Raw genomic sequence first — 17,932 nt, 5'->3', positions numbered from 1 at the left:
TGGACCCGGGATGGCAATCCCGGGAATAGGCCTCTCATGCCTTGATATTATTGTCCTTCACCACCTTGCCCCAAGTGGCGACCTGCTTGTCGAAGAAGATCTTGAAGGCGGGGCCGTCCTCGAGCAGCAGCGTCATCTGCTGGGTCTCCTTGAGCTGGGCGGCGGTCGCGGGCTCGCTCAGGATCTCCTTGGACGCCGTCGCGAGGCTCGCGACGATGTCCGGCGGCGTGCCCGTGGGTGCAAAAATGCCCCACCAGGCCAGCGTCTCGAAGTCCGGAAAGCCGGCCTCGATCGCGGTCGGCGTATCCGGCAGGCCCGGCAGCCGCTCGCGGCCGAGTTGCAGGATCGGACGCAGCATGTTGGTGCCGAGCTGGGCTGCGACCAGCGCCGCCGATCCCGCGATGAGATCGACATGGCCGCCGAGCACGTCGTTCATCGCCGGGCCGCCGCCGCGATAGGGAACATGCATGATCTCGACGCCGGCCTTGTTGCCGAGCACGGTCATGGCGAGATGGCCGAGCGTGCCGATGCCGACGGAGGCGTATTTCACCGCGCCGGGGGTCGCCTTGCAGGCGGCGACCACGTCGGCAAAGCTCTTGTAGGGACGCCCGGCGCCGGCCGCGATCACGTAAGGCGCGGTGCCGACCAGCAGCACGGGCATCAGCTCGCGCTCGACGTCGACCGGCGGATTGTCGAGGATGGACGGGATCACCGCGTGGGAATCGAAGGTGACCAGGAATGTGGACCCGTCCGCCGGGCTCTTGGCGACCTGCGCTGCGCCGAGCGCACCGGCCGCGCCCGACTTGTTCTCGACAATGACGATGCGATTGAGTTTTGTCTGCAGATTGGCCTGCAGCAGCCGCGCCATCGCGTCGGTCGAGCCGCCCGGTGGGAACGGCACGACCAGCGTGATTTTCGAGGCCTGCGCACTTGCCGGTGCCATCGCCAGGATGGCGGGCGCGGCCAGCAGCGCCCGTCGTGTGATCGTCATCGTTTTCTCCCTCTTGTTTTTTGCGCCTGGCTTTTGCTCTTTGGCGCTTAAGTCGTTCCGAAACCCGACCCCGCTTTTTTGTATTCTGGCCGTGGCGGACTGAAGATATCCAGCACCCGGGCGCCGTCAGGGCCCGCACGCATGGTGTGCGGCACGTGGCCGGGTGTGCGCCAGAAATCGCCCTTCTTCACAGCGATTTCCTCATCGCCCTGGACACGGATGGCGGAGCCGTCGAGCAGCACGCCCCATTGCTCCTCGGGATGATGGTGCAGCGTGCCTTGCGCATGCGGCGCCAGCGTCACCACCGACAGCATCGCCTGCTCGCCGGAGAAGATGCGCGTGGTCACGCCGGCCGCGAGCTCGCGAAACAGCCCGTCGTCGGGATTATCGATGTTGTGGAATTCGTCCTTCTGGCTCACGCTATTCTCCCCTTCGTTTTGATCTGCTCAGGACTTGCCGTAGGAGCCCTGATAGCGGCCCTCGCGGATCGCCTTCATGGTCTCCTCCTCGCGCGCGACCTGGGCGCGCACGGCCTCCAGCAGCGCCGCGGCGCCCGCGGCGGGGAAGGACACCACGCCGTCCTCGTCACCGACGACGATGTCGCCGGGCGAGATCACGCTGCCGCCGATCGAGACCGGAATGTTGATCTCGCCGGGGCCGTTCTTGTAGGGGCCGCGATGGATCACCGCGCGGGCGTAGCAGGGGAAGTCGTCGGCCGCGAACGACGCGACATCGCGGATCGCGCCGTCGATCACATAGCCTTCCGCTTTGCGCCACTGCGCGATGTTCTTCATGATCTCGCCGACCAGCGCGCGGGTCTCGTCGCCACCGCCGTCGACCACGATGACGTCGCCGGGACCGACCAGCTCGAGCGCACGGTGGATGGCGAGATTGTCGCCGGGGCGGGTGCGCACGGTGAAGGCGGTGCCCACCAGCTTGCCGCCGCGATGATACGGCTTCAACCCCACCGCGCCGGGCAGCCGGGCGAGATTGTCTGAAATGACCGACGTCGGCGCACCGCGAAAGCCCTCGATGATCCCGGCCGGCGGTTTTGGTACGCTGTTCGTTGCGATGGTGACGGTCATACGTTCAGTCCTTCCGTGATTGTCTTACTCGGCGTGCGCCCGCGCCTTCGCCGGCATGATCCGGAAGGCGCGCCCTTCTTTCATCCACGCCGCGCGCTCGTCGCGCAACAGTGTTCTGCGAACCTTGCCTGAATCATCGCGCGGCGGGGCGCTGACGATCTCGAAGCTTTCAGGGTGCTTGTAGCGGCTGAGCCGGTCCTTCAAAAACTCCGCCATGCCGTCGGCGATGGCCTGGCCATCCGCGTCCGGCTCCGGCTCGATGATGGCGTGCACACGCTGGCCCAATTCCGGGTCGGGCAATCCCACCACCACGCAGGACCGCACGCCGGGAGCCTCCGAGACCGCCGCCTCGACCTCGGCCGGATAGATGTTGGCGCCGCCGCGCAACACCATGTCGGCGAGGCGGTCGCCGAGATAGAGATAGCCTTCCGCATCCAGCCGTCCGATGTCGCCGAGTGATTCCCAGCCGTCCGTGCGGCGCTTCGGCTCGGCACCGAGATAGTGATAGGTGGCATCCTTGCCGTCATTGTTGAGGAAATAGATCTCGCCGGTCTCGCCCCGTGCGACGTCGTTGCCGTCCTCGCCGATGATGCGCAAGCGCGCCATCTCGCCGATCTTGCCGACCGAGCCCTTGTGCGCCAGCCATTCCGTGCCTGAGATGATGCAGGAGCCCTGGCGCTCGGTGCCGCCATAGAGCTCCCACACCCGCTCAGGTCCGAGCCAGGCGATCCAGTTCTCCTTCAGCCAGGGCGGCATCGGAGCGGCCATGTGGAATACGGTTTGAAGGCTCGAGACGTCGTAGCCGTTGCGCACGTTCTCCGGCAGCGCCCAGATCCGGTGCATCATGGTCGGCACGAAATTGACCCATTGCACGCGCTCGCGCGCGATCTGCCGCAGCGTCTCCTCGGCGTCGAACTTGACGAGGCCGGTGAGCTTGCCGCCGGTGAACAGCGCATAATGCGACACGATGAACGGCGCATTGTGATAGAGCGGACCGGGATTGAGCAGCGAGACCCCGAAGGGGATGTTGAGCGGCGGCGCCGCGACCGTGTCGGTCACCGCCGGCTGATGATCGAGGATCACTTTTGGGCGGCCGGTCGAGCCGCCTGAGGTCATGGCTTTCCAGTAGCGCGCCACCGGCGGATTGAGCGGCTCGTCCGAAAAACCTTCGGGCACGAAATCGGCGGGCAGACGGTTCGGCGCATTCCAGTCGACCTCGCCGCCGACCACAAGCGCAGGCTTGAGGATGTCGAGCACCGCGGCGGCCTCGCCGCGCGGCAGCCGCCATGACAGCGAGGTCGGCGTCGCCCCGCACTTCCACACCGCAAAGGATGTCTCGAAGAAGGCGTTGCCGTTGGGCAGACCGATCGCGACAAAATCGCCCGGCTTCACACCTTTCGCGGCAAACGCCCGCGCGCGCCGATTGGCGCCGCGTTCGAGTTGGTCCCATGTCAGCGTGTCCTGTCCATGCTGGACTGCGATCGTGCCTTGCGGTTTGCGCTCCGCATACCAGCGCGGCACGTCGGACAGGGGCAGCAGCATCAGGCGTTTCCACTTCGTCTTCTTGGCGCCGCCTCAGAATGAGGCGCGGCGCGGGGCGAAGTGTAACAGCCGGAGCCGAGCCTTCAAGACATCTGGCTTCAAGACATCACCGCTCCGCGCCGCAGCCCGGAATATCGAACAGGGCCGCGAGCCCGCATTTCGAGGTCAGCATCTGGTCGCCGTCATGGCCGACGCCGGCGACGTCCCACACCCGGTGATTGGGCGTGCCGTTGTCGCGCTTGGCCATCGCGTCCACATAGGCGTGCCCCCTGGCGTAACGATAAGGCCCTTGCGCCTCCGCCATGCAGCTCTTGTCCAGCGCGGAATGTTTTGGATTGGTGTCGAGCGTGCCGAGCAGATAGATCACCTCGCGCTCGACATAACGCTGCTCGAGCGCCGCCGGTGTCGCATCCGCGAGATAGGGCGGACGATCGCCCATGCCGTATTTCCAATTGTCGTAGCCGGGACAGGATGCGGCAATCTTCGGCAGGGGCCGCTCGGCGCTGAAATAGGCATAGGACGAGGGGTTGGCGACGACGTAGCGGATCTCGATGTGCTGACGCAGCAGCGCCGCCTCGCCCTTGCCGGCAATCGCATAGCGCTGCACGACCTGGCCGCCACCGGAATGCCCGGCGACCACGACCTGCTTCAGGTTCGGGAAGATGCGCCGTTCCGAGAGTTTTGCCAGGATCGCATCGAGCGCCTCGAACGAGGAGACCGGATTGGGCGCAAGCGCGGCGTCGCCGCCCTCCCATCCCACCAGCGACCAGCGCAGCATGTCCTGCGGCAGCTTGTGCGCTTCGATGTCGATCTCGGCCAGGAACTGCGGCACGATCATCAGCGCGGCCTTGCCGTCGTCGCCCGCCGCGGCCTGGGCGTTGTTGGCCGAGATGTAATATTCGTCGGCATTGCGCAGCCGCCCATGCAGCACGATGATCGCGCGCAAGATCGCGGGCTGTGGCAGCGACCAGTCGCGGGAGAGGTAGAGCGGCAGCATTCCGCGGCCGCCGACCGAAAGCCGCGCGTCGCCGATGGCCTTGACGGGCTTGCGGTTGGGCGCGTCTTCGTCCGCCGCGAAGGCGCGGCCGCAGATCAGCATCAAAGCTAGTGCGGCGAGACAGGCCAGCGCTCTCATGACGGATAGTCCCCCCTCGTATTCAGATCGATAAAACTCTAATCGCATCAGGTGCCGCGCGGCTGTGACTGCCGCGCCACGTCAAGCAAAAAATGTCAGCATTGCAGCCATGAAATTCCCGAGTTCCATGGGTGACAAGCCGGCGATAAAGGGGCAAAAATCTGGCTCGACTCAGTTCGGGTTGAGTTTTGCAAGGAATGCTCTCGTAGAATGTCGATTGTGGTTGCATCGCGTCGTGCGGCGCTTCTCTTTGCCGCAGCAGGAATTTTTCTGCTGACGCATTCGCATGCCCAGGCGCAATGGTGGAAGCGCGCGCCGGTTGATTTCGAGGAATGCGCCGACGCCGCCGAGAAGGCCGCAACCAAGGCCGAGAAGACATCCGCGCTCGCCGATTGCAACGCCAAGTTCGCCGGCCGCCGCAAGGCGGGCGGCGGCTATTCCTATTACGACTTCCTCCAGGACCGCACCTTCGACATCGCAGGTCCCAACCCGACGCCGGACGAGCAGAAGAAGATCGACGAATTCTATACCGCCTATCTCGCCAATCAGCGCCGCAGCAATGAAGCAGCCCAGGCCGCCATGCGTCAGCAGCGCGAGCAGCAGGAACAACAAGCGCAGCAGCTCCAGCAGGTCGCGCTGCGAACCGAGGTCGCGCGCGTGCCGGTGCCGGTGGAGCGGCCGAAGGTGCAGCAGGCTGTGGGTCCGCGGCCAAAGGGTGCACCCTGCGCCAAGGGCTCGTTCTCCTGCGAATGGCCGCGGCTGTCGGAAAGCCTGAACGATCTGAAGAAGCTGTTCAACCCGACGCCGAGCAAGCCGGCGAAGAAGGGCTAGCCAGCTACAGCCGTCATTGCGAGCCAACGGGTCCGCGCGAAGCGCGGCCCGACGAAAGGCATCTCGAAGCAATCCAGAGTCTTTCCGCTGAGGGATTCTGGATTGCTTCGCTGCGCTTGCAATGACGAGTGGATGGAGATTCTCGCCCCATCCTCAGTTCGTGTGCTTCTTTTTGCTGCGCTTGGGCTTGGCCACCGGCTCACTCGCGGGCTCCATCACCGTCGGTGAACTGCCCAACTGCGACCGGCTCTCCTGCAGTCGCCTGTCATAGCCGGGCGAGTTCATCACCGTCGGCGGCCTCGCATAGGCGAGCGTGGATGCGCCGCAGAGCGCGGCCAGCGCGAGACCGATCAACACAGAACGTCTCATCGCACTCCTCCTCACCCTCAAGCCTCACCGCGAATCTGCTGCGGCGTCAGCTCGGGCGGGCCGTTGCCCGCGCTCTCGGCCTCCCTAATCAGCGCAACAATGCGACGCATCAGCGGCACGGCGACATTGTTCTGCTCAGCAAGCGCAATGACCGCTCCTTGCAGATAATCGATCTCGGTCTTGCGGCCCAGTTTCAGATCCTGCCACATCGAGGAACGCGCCTCCGGATCAATTTTCATCGTCCGCCCCAGGATCGCGTTGAAGATCATGTCGGGCAGCCGCAACAAGGTCGGCGTCCACTTCATCGGGATCGGCGTCGCGGAGACCGGCGCGATGCCGGCGGCTTTCAGCACCGCCACGCCCTCCGCCATCTGGTCGGCGAACAGCCTTCGCCAGTCGCGATTGGCCAACTGCGCGGCGAGCGGCATGTCGGACAATGCGCTGAGCGCGTTGTTCAGATTGATGATCAGCTTGCCCCATTGCACGCCGGTGATGTCACCGCTCGCGCGCATGACGAGGCCCGGCACCGATAGCGCCGCAGTCGTGTTCGCTTCGTCCTCGCCAACATGGATGTCGCCGGAGGTCGAGCGATGGAAACGCCCCTCGCCCATTCCGATCACATTGAACGGCACCATGCCGGCGAGCACGCGGCGGCCGCCGAGACGCTCGCGCAGAACCGCGACATTGCCGACGCCGTTTTGCAAGGAGATAATGACAGCATCCTCCGGCGCATGCTGCGCGATCTGGTCCGCGACATCGGCGGTGTCGGCGCTCTTCACCGTGACCAGGACGACGCCGGCGCTATGGAAGATCGCAGGGTCCTCCGACAGCGCGAGCTGGCCGGGACCGAGCTTCTTCTCGGAGCCGTCGAAATCGGTCAGCCGCAGGCCGAACCGCTCGATCTCGGTCTTCACCCGCGGCCGCACCAACAGCGCGACGCGCCGGCCGGCCGCCGCCAACTGGCCTCCGACGAAACAGCCGATGGCGCCCGCGCCCGCCACCACGATCGGTCGATCCGTAACCACAGCCTTGCTCCCTGAATGACCGGCCTTCAATAGCAGAGGCGACACCTGGTGCCCATGGAACGGTTGCGGTGCAATCGCCTTGTAACCGTCATGAGAGCCTCATATGTTTTCGAAAGGGGCTTGTCACCGGCAGGAGAGCACCATGGGTCTACTCGACGTCCTCAACGGCATGCAGAACGGCCCGCGCGGCCCGAGCACGCCCAGCTCTGAAAAATCCTCCGGCGGCATGTCGCCGATGACGATAGCGCTGCTCGGCCTGCTCGCCTGGAAGGCATTCAAGCATGTGACGGCAGGCCAGCCGGGCGCGGCGCCGCAGCCGTCCCCGACGCCGACACACCTGCCCCCACCGGTGAATGCGGGTGCTGGCGGTGGTCTCGGAGGCGCGCTTGGCGGAGGCGGCGGCCTAGGCGATCTCTTGAAGGGCGGCCTCGGCGGCCTGCTCGCGGGTGGTGCGGCCGGCAGCGTGCTCAGCGGCGGGCTCGGCGATCTCCTCAATCAGCTTCAGCAGGGCGGCCACGGCGAGACCGCGAACACCTGGGTCGGCAAGGGCGAGAACAAGCCAATCGCACCCGGCGATCTCGCCAATGCGCTCGGCGCCGACCAGATCGAGAGCCTGTCCGCCCAGAGCGGCCTGTCGCGCGAGGAGCTGCTCTCCGGCCTCAGCCAATACCTGCCGCAGGTGATCGACCATCTGACGCCGGACGGGCGGCTGCCGACCGAGAACGAACTCTCGGGCAGAATTTAATCCAAATTGGATCTACGCATTCGGCAAGGGGAGCACTGTCATGAGTTTCGGCGGCCTGTTGTGGATCATCTTTGTCGGCTTCATCGCCGGCCTCATCGCACGCTGGCTCGCGCCGGGACCGAACAACCCGAGCGGCTTCATCCTCACTACCATCCTCGGCATCGCCGGCGCGTTCCTGGCCACGTTCATCGGGCAGGCGATCGGGCACTACAGCCCTGACCAGGGCGCCGGCTTCATCATGGCCACGATCGGCGCCGTGGTGGTGCTGTTCATCTGGCACCGCCTGGTCGCGAGCGGCGTGATCAAGGGGTAGCGCCTCAGGACGTAGCCCACGCCGACCGCCCCGCACTCCGTCATTGCGAGGAGCGAAGCGACGAAGCAATCCAGGCTGTTTTCGCGGAGGGATTCTGGATTGCTTCGCTTCGCTCGCAATACGAGCTCACGTAATCAAATGCATCCCAGCATCCATGCGCACGACCTCGCCGGTCATGTTGCTCGACGCCGGCATTGCCAGGAAGCAGACGAGCTGCGCGATGTCCTCGGCCGTTGATGCGACCTTGAGCGGCACCTTCGTCACCACACTGTCCCGCACCTGCTTGGCGCCGGCTTCGCCACGGCCCTTGGTGAACCAGGGCGTGTCGATATAGCCGGGACACACGGTATTGACCCGGATCAGCGGTGCCAGCGCGCGCGACAGCGACAGCGTCATGGTGTTGAGCGCGCCCTTGCTCGCGGCATAAGCGATCGACGAGCCGACGCCGCTGATGCCGGCCACTGAAGAGATGTTGACCACGGCGGAGGGCCGCCCCGACGTCTTTGATCCGGCCTCGAGCAGGCTGCGCGCGGCGCGCACCATCTGGAACGGGCCGATGGTGTTGACCCCATAGAGCCGCTGGAAATCTTCAGCCGACAATCCGTCGAGGTCGGCATGGGCGACATGCTTGGTAGTGCCGGCATTATTGACGAGGATGTCGAGCCGGCCCCAGCCGCTGGCGGCCGCGACGATCTTGCGGCAATCCTCATCCTTGGAGACGTCGCCCTGAGCGACCAGCACCTCGGCCGCGCCGGCCTTGCGACAGAGCTCTGCCGTGGCCTCGGCCTCCTTCTGACTCGACGAATAGTTGATCACGAGCCGCGCCCCGCTCCGCGCGAGAATTTCAGCGGTCGCAGCGCCAAGTCCGGATGCCGACCCCGTCACGATTGCGCACAAGCCATCCTTTGCCATCCGGCATTCCTTCCCTTTGTAAGTTGTCGGCGCCCTGTTTAGCGAGTTTGCCGCGCCCTGCAAATCGAGCAAACTCCGCTAAGCGGAATTAGCCTCCTGCTGACCTTGCGCCCATGCCCGCGCCGCAGGTTGACCTGCGATCAACGCTTGTCAGGGCCATGGCTTTTTCGGATCATCGGGCGCAAGAAGAGACCGCGCGCCGGCCCATCGGGCGGAACGCGCCAACGGCAAAACACGGGGAACGCTGTGGCGGAGAGTGACAATATCGTCGTCGAGACCGCGGAAAAAATCTTCGCCGATCTCGCCGATCCGCAGACCATCAACAACGACAAGAAGAACTCGTGGCAGGCGCCGCTGTGGCTGGCGCTGACCGAGGCCGGCTTGCCGCTGTCCTGGGTGCCCGACGATCTCGGCGGCTCCGGCGCCAGTCTCGCCGACGGTTTTGCGCTGCTCAACGCCGCCGGCCGCTTCGCAGTCGCGGTTCCCCTCGCCGAGACCATGCTGGCAGGCTGGCTGCTGGCACAGGCGAAGATCGCCTCGCCCGAAGGCGAGATGACCGTGTTGCCGGCCTCCCCGAAGGACCGCATCACCCTTGATGCCGACGGCGCGCTCTCCGGCCGCTGCCGCGGCGTGCCCTTTGCGAAAGGGGCGAAGCATCTTGCGGTGCTGGCCCATGGCAAGGATGGCGTTACCGTCGCGCTGGTCGATGCGAGCAAGGGTCGGATCGAATCCGGTCTTAATGTCGGCTACGACCACAGCGACACCGTGACGCTCGACAAGGTGCAGCCCGTCACCATCAAGGCCGCGCCAAAAGGCTTTGACCAGACCACGCTGATGCTGATGGGCGGCGTCGCACGCAGCCTTCAGATCGCGGGCGCGCTGGAATCCCTGCTCGACATCTCCGTGCGCTATTCCAACGAGCGCGTCGCCTTCGAGAAGAAGATCTCGAAATTCCAGGCGGTGCAGCACAACCTCGCCCGCCTCGCCGGCGAGTCGGCTGCAGCGCTTGCGGCTGCGACGTCCGCAGCCGACGCCATCGCGAATGCAAAGTCGTTCGACGACGAAGTCTACCTCGAAGCCGCCTCCGCAAAAATCCGCTGCGCGGAGGCCGCGGAGAAAGGCGGCGCCATCGCGCATCAGGTTCACGGCGCGATCGGCTTCACCAGCGAGCACATCCTGCACCGCTATTCGCTGCGGGCGCTGGCTTGGCGTGACGATTTCGGTTCGGAAAGCCACTGGGCCGTCGAGCTCGGCAAGCTCGTTGCAAATCGCGGCGCCGATGAATTGTGGCCGCTCGTGGCGTCGCGCTGATCAGGGAACGAAACACATGACCGCTGCCCTCCGTTTCGATCCGATCCGCCTGCCCGAGAAGTGCGAGCAATTGCGCAAGGAAGTGCGCGCGTTCCTCGCCGAAGAAATCGCCGCCGGCACCTTCGATCCGCACAAGCCCAACCGCGAAGACACCGACGCGCCGGAATTTTCCCGCCGGGTCGGTGCCAAGGGCTGGCTCGGCATGACCTGGCCAAAGAAATATGGCGGTCAGGAACGCTCCTTCCTCGAACGCTACGTGGTGACCGAGGAAATGCGCGTGGCCAATGCGCCGACGCGGCGCTTCTTCGTCGCCGACCGCCAGAGCGGGCCGGTGCTGATCAAATACGCGCCCGAGCATATCAAGATGGAGATCCTGCCGCGGATCTGCCGCGGCGAGATCTGCTTTGCCATCGGCATGAGCGAGCCGAACTCCGGCTCCGACCTGTTCGCCGCGAAGACCCGCGCGACCAAGACCGATGGCGGCTATCTCATCAACGGCACAAAAATCTGGACGTCGTCGGCGCATATCGCCGACTACATGATCGCGATCTTCCGCACGTCGCAGCCGACCAAGGAAAACCGCCGTCACGGCCTGACGCAATTTTTAGTGAAGATGAAGCAGCCGGGCATTCAGGTGAACCCGATCGGCCAGATCACAGGCCAGCGCGAATTCAACGAGGTCGTTTTCACCGACTTCTTCGTGCCCGACGATCACGTGCTCGGCGAGGTCGACGGCGCCTGGAAGCAGGCGACGAGCGAGCTCGCCTATGAGCGTTCGGGCCCCGAGCGCTTTCTCGAGACCTACTACGTGTTGACCGAGCTGGTCCGCGCGGTCGGCCCCAACCCGGACACCCGCAGCGCCGAAGGCATCGGCCGTCTCGTGGCGCAGCTCCATACGATGCGCCGGATGTCGGTCTCAGTCGCCGGCATGCTGCAAGCCGGCAAGGAGCCGGTGGTGGAGGCCTCCATTGTCAAGGACATCGGCACGGTCTGGGAGCAGCAGCTTCCGCACCGTGTGCGCGATCTCGCCGCCTTCGTCGAGGAGACCGCGACCAACCGCCAGACGCTGGAGCGGCAACTCGACTTCGCCATCAAGACCGCACCGAAACTCACGATCCAGGGCGGCACCACCGAGGTGCTGCGCGGCATCATCGCGCGCGGACTTGGTTTGCGCTAGTCGCGCGGACTGGGCTTGCGCTAATCATTCGAGGACATCATGAGCACCTATAAAGACATCGGCGTCGAGAAGGTCGGGCACGTCGGCACCATCGAGATCCGCAGGCCCCCGCTGAACTTCTTCGACATCTCGCTGATCAACCAGATCGCGGATGCGCTCGACGAGTTCGACCGCGACATCGAGATCCGCGCTTCCGTTCTCTCCGCACAGGGCAAGGCATTCTGCGCCGGCGCCAATTTTGGTGATCCAGCGCGACAAGCGCAGGAGGCGCGCGAAGCCGAGAAGAAGGGCGATCCGGCCGACAGCCTTGGCGCGATCAATCATCTCTACATTCAGGCCGTCCGCATCTTCCGCGCCAAGAAGCCGATCGTCGCCGCCGTGCAGGGCGCCGCCATCGGCGGCGGCCTGGGCCTCGCGGTGTCGGCGGATTTCCGCGTCACCTGCCCGGAAGCGCGCTTCTCGGCAAACTTCACCAAGCTGGGCTTTCATCCCGGCTTCGGCCTGACCGTGACGCTGCCCGAGCTGATCGGCAAGAACAACGCCGAGCTGATGTTCTACACCAGCCGCCGCGTCACCGGCGAAGAGGCGGTCAAATGGGGCCTCGCCAACGAGCTGGTGCCGCAGGACCAGGTCAAATCAGCCGCGATGAAGCTCGCCGGCGAGATCGCCGAATGCTCGCCGCTCGGCCTCCTCTCCACCCGCGCCACGATGCGCGCCGGCCTCGCTGACCGCGTCATGGCCCAGACCAACCACGAGCTCGCGGAGCAAACGCGGCTGAGGGCGACGGAAGATTTCAAGGAAGGCGTAAAGGCCACGGAAGAGCGGCGCGCGGCGAATTTCAAGGGAAGGTAACTACTGCCTTGCGTGCCGCATAGCCGCGTCAATCTCCGCTGCCGTCCCCGCGAATGCGGGGACCCATAACCACAGGGAGAAGTTGCGGCGCGCGGCTGGTCACCACGAGTCTTCGCCAGACCTCTCCCTGGGGTTATGGGTCCCGGATCGGCGCTCCGCTTGTCCGGGACGACAGCGGAGTTGAGGTGCGCTACTTCCGCCTCACCACCAGCGCATCGACGATCGTCACGCCCTGCCCCTCCGGATGCACCAGCACTGGATTGATCTCGATTTCCGCGATCTCTTTCGCATGCCGCGCGGCGAGCACTGACACATCCGCGATCAACCGCGCCAGAGCTGTAACATCCGCCTTCGCCGCTCCCCGAAAGCCGTTCAGCAACGGCGCAGCCTTCAAGCCCGCCAACATCGCACCGGCCTCCTCCGCACTCACCGGCGCGGGGCGATAGACGACATCTCGAAACAGCTCCGTGATGATGCCGCCGAGGCCCACCATCACCATTGGCCCAAACGTCTTGTCTGTCATCGTACCCACGATGATCTCGACGCCCTTCTTCGCCATCGGCCCGACCAGCACGCCCTGGATCGTCGCCTCCGGCCGATGCTTACGCGCATTGTTGAGCATCGCCTCGAACGCCAGAAACACCTCGCCCTTGGTGGTGATGTTGACGCGCACGCCGCCGACCTCGCTCTTATGCGGGATATCCGGCGACTGGATTTTCATCGCAAGCGGAAAGCCGACGCGGGCGACCGCTGCATCCAGCTCGCTCTTGTCCTTTACCAGCACCTCGTCCGGCAGCGCGATGCCGGCGGCGCGGAGCAAGGTCTTGCTGTCGGCTTCCGACAGCACCGGCGAGGTCAGATGCGCGCAGAGATCGCGCGCCGGCAGCCGCGCTTCGTCCGCGGGCTTCGGCAGACTGAATTTCGCGTAGTCGACGATCTGCCGCAGGGCAACGCCGGCATGCGTGAGGCCCGAGAGCACCACGACACCGGATTTCGCGAGATCGTGCCGGGCGAAATCCGACGGCACCGTGTAGGAATAGAACAGCACCGGCTTCTTCTGCGCGGCCAGCACCGGCTTCAGCTCGGCCTCCTTAAACGGCTTGCGCACCTCGCTCGACAGTGACAGCAGGACCAGGACAGCATCGACCTCGTCCGAAGCGGTCAGCAGATCGACGCTCTTTTGCAGACCGCCCGAGGTGACGCCTTGCGCGGTGACATCGATCGGGTTGCGCGCGGTGCCGTAGGGCGGCATCAGAATCTTGATCTTCGCTTGGACCGGCTCGGACAGCTCCGGGACTCGCAAGCCATGCAGTGCCACCGCGTCGGCACCCCAGATGCCGGCGCCACCCGACACCGTCACGACGGCAACCCGGTCGCCCCTCGGCAACGGATTGCTCGCGAGCACCGCCGCAATCGTCAGCGCCTCGTCGAGGTCGTTGGAAACGATAAAACCGTATTTCGCGAACACAGCGTCATAGGCCGCCGACCAGCCGGCCATGCTCGCAGTGTGCGAAGCCGCCGCCCGCTCGCCGGCGCCGGAACGGCCGACCTTTGTCACAATGACCGGCTTCTTCGTCTCCGCGGCGCGTTGCGCGGCGGCGAGGAACTTACTGACGTCGCGAATGCCTTCGATGAACAGCAGGATCACATCGGTCGCAGGGTCCTGCACCAGGTAATCCAGGAATTCGCCGGCGCCGAGATCGGATTCATTGCCGGCACTGACGACGTAGCTCACGGAGATGCCCAACGCCTTGGCGCGGTGATAGTAGGCGAAGCCGATGCCGCCGCTCTGCGCGACGATGCCAATCCGTCTTGTGGTGGCGACCAGCGGCACGACATCAGGCTTGACGTCCACGGCGGGACTGAACGTTGCCGCCACGCGCTGCATTTGGCTGAAAAAGCCCTCGGCATTCGGACCTGAGATCCGCATGCCGGTGCGCCTGGCCAGCGCCGCGATCGCATCCTGCATCGCCGCGCTGTCGCCGCCCTCCTCGGCAAAGCCGGAGGAGATGATGACGGCGTTCTTGACGTCCGCGGCGGCGCACTGCTCAAGCGCGGGCAGCACTGCGCGCGCGGGAATGATGATGACCGCGAGATCGATAGGCGCGCCGATGTCAGCGATCGATTTGTAGCAGGCGAGACCGTCAATATCGGCGTAGTTCGGGTTCACCGGATAGATCTTTCCGGGATACTCGTTCTTGCGCAGCATCGATAAGAGCCGCCCGGGAATCTTCTCGTGATCGCGCGAGGCGCCGATCAGCGCGATGCTTGCGGGTGCGAAGAAGCTGTCGAGCGGATGCGGCATGTTGAATTCCTGCTCTTCTATCGACCCGTCATCTCGGCGCAGCGGCGAAGCCGCAGTCGCTGAAGGTGCCGGAGCGCAGCGGAGGCCTCGAAGGATGAACGGCCCCGCCGGTGGCCGTCGCCCGAGGCTCGCCGAAGAGGCGAGCACCTCAGGGTGACGGATAACGATTGAGGGATCAACTGACGCGGAACGTCACGCCGCCCAGCAGAAACTCATTGCCGGCCACCGCAAGCCCCTTCGCTCTAGCCGCATGCAGCACGCCCGCCACATCGGTCACCCGAAATTCGAGCGCGCTCATGATCTCGCTGGCGCCCTTCACGAAGCGAAAGGTTGCGTTGGGCAACTTCAACTCGGGTCCATCAGCCGCAACCCCGATGATCTTCCCCCAATGCTCCGCCAGCTCCTGCGGGTCCGGGCTCTGCATTTCCACAGCCGTCAGCGCTTGTGTCACATCCTTGCGGATGAAGTTTTGCCAGTCCGGTCCTGCCGGCGGATACGCACCAAAAATGTCGTCACTGCCTTCGGTGTGGTTGAACTCGATGAAGGCGGCGCGGCAGTCGCGAGGGTGGAGCTGGACACCGTGATAGGGCGCGTGGTCGATCACGTTCGCGGTGCGCACGCCCATCGCGTTCGCGTTGCGGCCACGCTCGTCGGGATCGTTGCAGCAGAAGATCGCCATATAGCCGCCGCGGCCGCCGGTCTTCTCGATGAAGCGGCCGGCCGTGGTGCCGTCCCTAACCGGCGCGACCACCTCCAGCATGATCGTGTCGACCGGGAGCAGCGCGTTTTTCAGGCCGTATTTTGCGACATTGCCGTCCTGATAGCAGACGGCGAGGCCCATGATCCCGGCGATGTCTGAGATGACGGGCGCCAGCTGCGGCGCGACGAGACAGATCTGCCGAAGCCGCACATAGGGCGCCATGATCATGCGCCCCTGAAGCTCGGCTTACGCTTCTCGACGAAGGCCTTTGCGGCCTCCTTGTGGTCCTCGGTGTCGCTGCAGCGGGTGTGATGGATCGCTTCGCCGTCGAAGCAATCTTCCAGCGCCAGATGCTCGGCATTGTTGATGTTGCGCTTGATGAAGCCGAGCGCGATCGAGGGGCCCTGCGCCAGCGACAGCGCGAGCTCGTGCGCGGCGGCATCGATCTCGGCGTCGGGGACGACCTTCGTCACCATGCCGATCGCATGCGCTTCCTTCGCGGTCAGCACAGGCGACATCAGATAGAGCTCGCGCGCCCGCGCGCTGCCGAGCAGTTGCGTCAGGAAATAAGTGCCGCCGTAATCACCGGAGAAGCCGACCTTGGCGAAAGCGGTCGTGATCTTGCAGGATTCGGAGGCAACACGGAGATCACACGACAGCGCCATCGAGAGACCGGCGCCGGCCGCCGCGCCGTCGAGCTGCGCTACCACGGGTTTGGGCATCTGGTGCAGGATGCGCGAGACCTCCATGCCGCGGCGGAGGTTCGCCATCTTCACCTCGAACGGCAGCGGTGCGCGGCCCGCCGCCATCGATTTGACGTCGCCACCGACGCAGAACGAGCCGCCGGCACCCTTGAACAGCACCGCGCGCACCTCGGGATCGTCAGCCGCGCGCCGCGCCGCCTCGACCAGTCCTGCGACCATCTCGGGGTTGAGTGCGTTCTTCCGCTCAGGACGATTCATCGTGATGGTGAGCAGCCCGGATTCGAGCTTTTGCAGGACCATGTCGTTCATGGGACGTCTCCCTTGTTGTTGTTTTGCTGCACTTTCACCACACCGTCATTGCGAGCGAAGCGAAGCAATCCAGAAAGGTTTCCGCGGATGCAGTCTGGATTGCTTCGTCGCAAGAGCTCCTCGCAATGACGGCGCGACTTCGTCACGCCGTCATTTCTTCACCAACGGGCAACGCGACTGCTCCAGCGACTGGAACGCCTCGCTCCCGGGCACGGTCGCCAGCAGCTTGTAATCGTCCCAGCGGCCCTTCGACTCCGACGGCTTCTTCACCTCGAACAGATACATGTCGTGGATCATGCGGCCGTCCTCGCGGATCTTGCCGTTCTTGGCGAAGAAGTCGTTGATCGGCGTGTCCTTCATCACCTTGATGACAGCAGCCGAATCCGTCGTGCCGGCCGCCTTCACGGCCTTCAGATAGTGCGTGACCGAAGAATAGACACCGGCCTGCGCCGAGGTCGGCGGCCGCTTCATGCGCTCCGTGAAGCGCTTCGAGAAGGCGCGCGTGTCGTCGTTGAGATCCCAGTAGAAGGCCTCTGCCAGCAGCAGCCCTTGCGCCGTCTCGAGGCCGATCGAGTCGATATCAGTAACGAAAGCGAGCAGCGGCGAGACCTTCTGGTCGCCCTTGGTGATGCCGAACTCGGCCGCCTGCTTGATGGCGTTAACGGTGTCACCGCCGGCATTGGCCAGCCCAATCACTTTCGCTTTCGAGGCCTGGGCCTGAAGCAGGAACGACGAAAAATCCGACGTGTTGAGCGGATGACGCACGGCGCCGAGCACCTTGCCGCCGGTCTTGGTGACGACGGCGCTGGTGTCCTTCTCCAGGTCCTGGCCGAAGGCGTAGTCGGCGGTGAGGAAGAACCAGCTGTCGAGGCCCGACTTCACGGCCGCAAGACCGGTCACGTTGGCCTGGCCGTAGGTGTCGAACACGTAGTGGATGGTGTAGGGACCGCAAGCCTCGTTGGTGAGACGGATCGAGCCCGGCCCGTTGAACATGATGATCTTGCCCCGCGCTTTCGCGATCTCGCCGGCGGCCAGCGCCGTCGCGGACGCCGCGACGTCGTAGATCATCTCGACGCCCTGATTATCGAGCATGTCGCGTGCGATGTTGGCGGAGAGGTCGGCCTTGTTGAGATGGTCGGCGGCCAGCACCTGGATCTTGCGTCCGAGCACCTCGCCGCCGAAATCGTCAACAGCCATCTTCGCCGCGGCCTCGCTACCGGGGCCGGTGATATCAGCATAGAGGCTCGACATGTCGAGAATGCCGCCGATCTTCAGCGGCGGCTTGTCCTGGGCCTGCGCGGCGGCGCTCGCACTGAGGGCAAACGCTGCGGCAAAAATGCCCGACAAAATATGCTTCATCGAAAATGACCTCCCTTGATCGCCTGTCTCTAACGGCGGCCTGGTTATTGCTGTTGCCGCAATCATGCCGCATGCGCGACAGGGCAGCAAGCAGAAGCGCCATATGCGTTTTGCGATTGCGGCATGTTTTCCGCAAAACGGAATAGTGCGATCCGGGTAGCTATCTCCACGTCATTGCGAGCGCAGCGAAGCAATCCAGAGTCCCTCCGCGGAAAGATTCTGGATTGCTTCGCTGCGCTCGCAATCACGGAGTATGACGAAGCCTCT

The 17,932-nt window shown here is 64.7% G+C and carries 18 protein-coding genes; 6 read left to right on the top strand and 12 right to left on the bottom strand.

Going from position 1 to position 17,932, the window contains the following annotated elements; translation table 11 throughout:
- Positions 1–34: 34 nt before the first annotated feature.
- The 5 genes from B5V03_RS13545 to B5V03_RS13525 all read right to left on the bottom strand — a co-directional run bounded on the left by B5V03_RS13545 (position 35) and on the right by B5V03_RS13525 (position 4,753).
- A complete protein-coding gene (locus tag B5V03_RS13545) occupies positions 35–991 on the bottom strand; it encodes a tripartite tricarboxylate transporter substrate-binding protein (RefSeq protein ID WP_129270790.1) in 957 nt (318 codons plus the stop codon).
- Between the two features lie 47 nt (positions 992–1,038).
- A complete protein-coding gene (locus B5V03_RS13540) occupies positions 1,039–1,410 on the bottom strand; it encodes a cupin domain-containing protein (protein WP_129270789.1) in 372 nt (123 codons plus the stop codon).
- Positions 1,411–1,437: 27 nt separating this feature from the next.
- Positions 1,438–2,076, bottom strand: a complete 639-nt coding sequence (locus B5V03_RS13535; protein WP_129270788.1) for an RraA family protein — start codon at positions 2,074–2,076, stop codon at positions 1,438–1,440.
- Positions 2,077–2,100: 24 nt separating this feature from the next.
- Positions 2,101–3,618, bottom strand: a complete 1,518-nt coding sequence (locus B5V03_RS13530; RefSeq protein WP_129270787.1) for an AMP-binding protein — start codon at positions 3,616–3,618, stop codon at positions 2,101–2,103.
- Between the two features lie 106 nt (positions 3,619–3,724).
- On the bottom strand, positions 3,725–4,753 hold the full coding sequence (locus B5V03_RS13525) for an alpha/beta hydrolase (protein WP_129270786.1): 1,029 nt from the start codon (positions 4,751–4,753) through the stop codon (positions 3,725–3,727).
- A gap of 210 nt (positions 4,754–4,963) precedes the next feature.
- Here B5V03_RS13525 and B5V03_RS41435 point away from each other — a divergent pair, with 210 nt between their 5' ends.
- Positions 4,964–5,584, top strand: a complete 621-nt coding sequence (locus B5V03_RS41435; RefSeq protein WP_164987978.1) for a hypothetical protein — start codon at positions 4,964–4,966, stop codon at positions 5,582–5,584.
- Positions 5,585–5,737: 153 nt separating this feature from the next.
- On the opposite strand, the gene B5V03_RS13515 is transcribed toward B5V03_RS41435, so the two are convergent.
- Together B5V03_RS13515 and B5V03_RS13510 are read right to left on the bottom strand one after the other, a co-directional pair.
- Positions 5,738–5,953 (bottom strand): hypothetical protein, encoded by a 216-nt coding sequence (locus B5V03_RS13515; RefSeq protein WP_129270785.1) that lies wholly within the window; start codon positions 5,951–5,953, stop codon positions 5,738–5,740.
- 17 nt (positions 5,954–5,970) lie between these two features.
- On the bottom strand, positions 5,971–6,978 hold the full coding sequence (locus B5V03_RS13510; RefSeq protein ID WP_129270784.1) for a 2-dehydropantoate 2-reductase: 1,008 nt from the start codon (positions 6,976–6,978) through the stop codon (positions 5,971–5,973).
- Positions 6,979–7,120: 142 nt separating this feature from the next.
- On the opposite strand from B5V03_RS13510, the gene B5V03_RS13505 reads away from it, so the two are divergent.
- The gene (locus B5V03_RS13505) at positions 7,121–7,723 is read left to right on the top strand and encodes a YidB family protein (RefSeq protein ID WP_129270783.1); all 603 of its coding nucleotides are present in this window, start codon (positions 7,121–7,123) and stop codon (positions 7,721–7,723) included.
- Between the two features lie 40 nt (positions 7,724–7,763).
- Positions 7,764–8,036, top strand: coding sequence for a GlsB/YeaQ/YmgE family stress response membrane protein (locus tag B5V03_RS13500; RefSeq protein ID WP_129270782.1), 273 nt, complete (start codon positions 7,764–7,766; stop codon positions 8,034–8,036).
- A 126-nt stretch (positions 8,037–8,162) separates the two neighbouring features.
- Here the strand turns inward: B5V03_RS13500 and B5V03_RS13495 are convergent, their stop codons facing one another.
- Positions 8,163–8,948, bottom strand: a complete 786-nt coding sequence (locus B5V03_RS13495; RefSeq protein ID WP_129270781.1) for an SDR family NAD(P)-dependent oxidoreductase — start codon at positions 8,946–8,948, stop codon at positions 8,163–8,165.
- A gap of 246 nt (positions 8,949–9,194) precedes the next feature.
- Between B5V03_RS13495 and B5V03_RS13490 the strand changes: the two genes are divergently transcribed.
- Genes B5V03_RS13490 through B5V03_RS13480 form a run of 3 tightly spaced genes read left to right on the top strand, consistent with a single transcriptional unit; the run spans position 9,195 to position 12,288 of the window.
- Complete coding sequence (locus tag B5V03_RS13490; RefSeq protein ID WP_129270780.1) at positions 9,195–10,259, top strand: acyl-CoA dehydrogenase family protein; 1,065 nt, start codon at positions 9,195–9,197, stop codon at positions 10,257–10,259.
- 16 nt (positions 10,260–10,275) lie between these two features.
- Positions 10,276–11,436, top strand: coding sequence for an acyl-CoA dehydrogenase family protein (locus B5V03_RS13485; protein ID WP_129270779.1), 1,161 nt, complete (start codon positions 10,276–10,278; stop codon positions 11,434–11,436).
- A 39-nt stretch (positions 11,437–11,475) separates the two neighbouring features.
- Positions 11,476–12,288 (top strand): enoyl-CoA hydratase/isomerase family protein, encoded by an 813-nt coding sequence (locus B5V03_RS13480; RefSeq protein WP_129270778.1) that lies wholly within the window; start codon positions 11,476–11,478, stop codon positions 12,286–12,288.
- Positions 12,289–12,478: 190 nt separating this feature from the next.
- Here B5V03_RS13480 and B5V03_RS13475 read toward each other — a convergent pair whose 3' ends face one another.
- The 4 genes from B5V03_RS13475 to B5V03_RS13460 all read right to left on the bottom strand — a co-directional run bounded on the left by B5V03_RS13475 (position 12,479) and on the right by B5V03_RS13460 (position 17,665).
- Positions 12,479–14,593 (bottom strand): acetate--CoA ligase family protein, encoded by a 2,115-nt coding sequence (locus B5V03_RS13475; protein ID WP_129270777.1) that lies wholly within the window; start codon positions 14,591–14,593, stop codon positions 12,479–12,481.
- A 175-nt stretch (positions 14,594–14,768) separates the two neighbouring features.
- Positions 14,769–15,515 carry a hypothetical protein gene (locus B5V03_RS13470; protein WP_164988032.1) on the bottom strand — a complete coding sequence of 249 codons (747 nt, stop codon included), beginning with the start codon at positions 15,513–15,515 and terminating at the stop codon, positions 14,769–14,771.
- A gap of 2 nt (positions 15,516–15,517) precedes the next feature.
- On the bottom strand, positions 15,518–16,306 hold the full coding sequence (locus B5V03_RS13465) for an enoyl-CoA hydratase (protein ID WP_129270775.1): 789 nt from the start codon (positions 16,304–16,306) through the stop codon (positions 15,518–15,520).
- A 150-nt stretch (positions 16,307–16,456) separates the two neighbouring features.
- Complete coding sequence (locus B5V03_RS13460) at positions 16,457–17,665, bottom strand: ABC transporter substrate-binding protein (RefSeq protein ID WP_129270774.1); 1,209 nt, start codon at positions 17,663–17,665, stop codon at positions 16,457–16,459.
- Positions 17,666–17,932 lie beyond the last annotated feature (267 nt).

Origin of the sequence: Bradyrhizobium betae (assembly GCF_004123905.1) — a bacterium.
GTDB lineage: Bacteria > Pseudomonadota > Alphaproteobacteria > Rhizobiales > Xanthobacteraceae > Bradyrhizobium > Bradyrhizobium betae_A.
The sequence above is the reverse complement of the archived record's forward strand: the minus strand, read 5'-3'. Positions and strand labels throughout refer to the sequence as shown.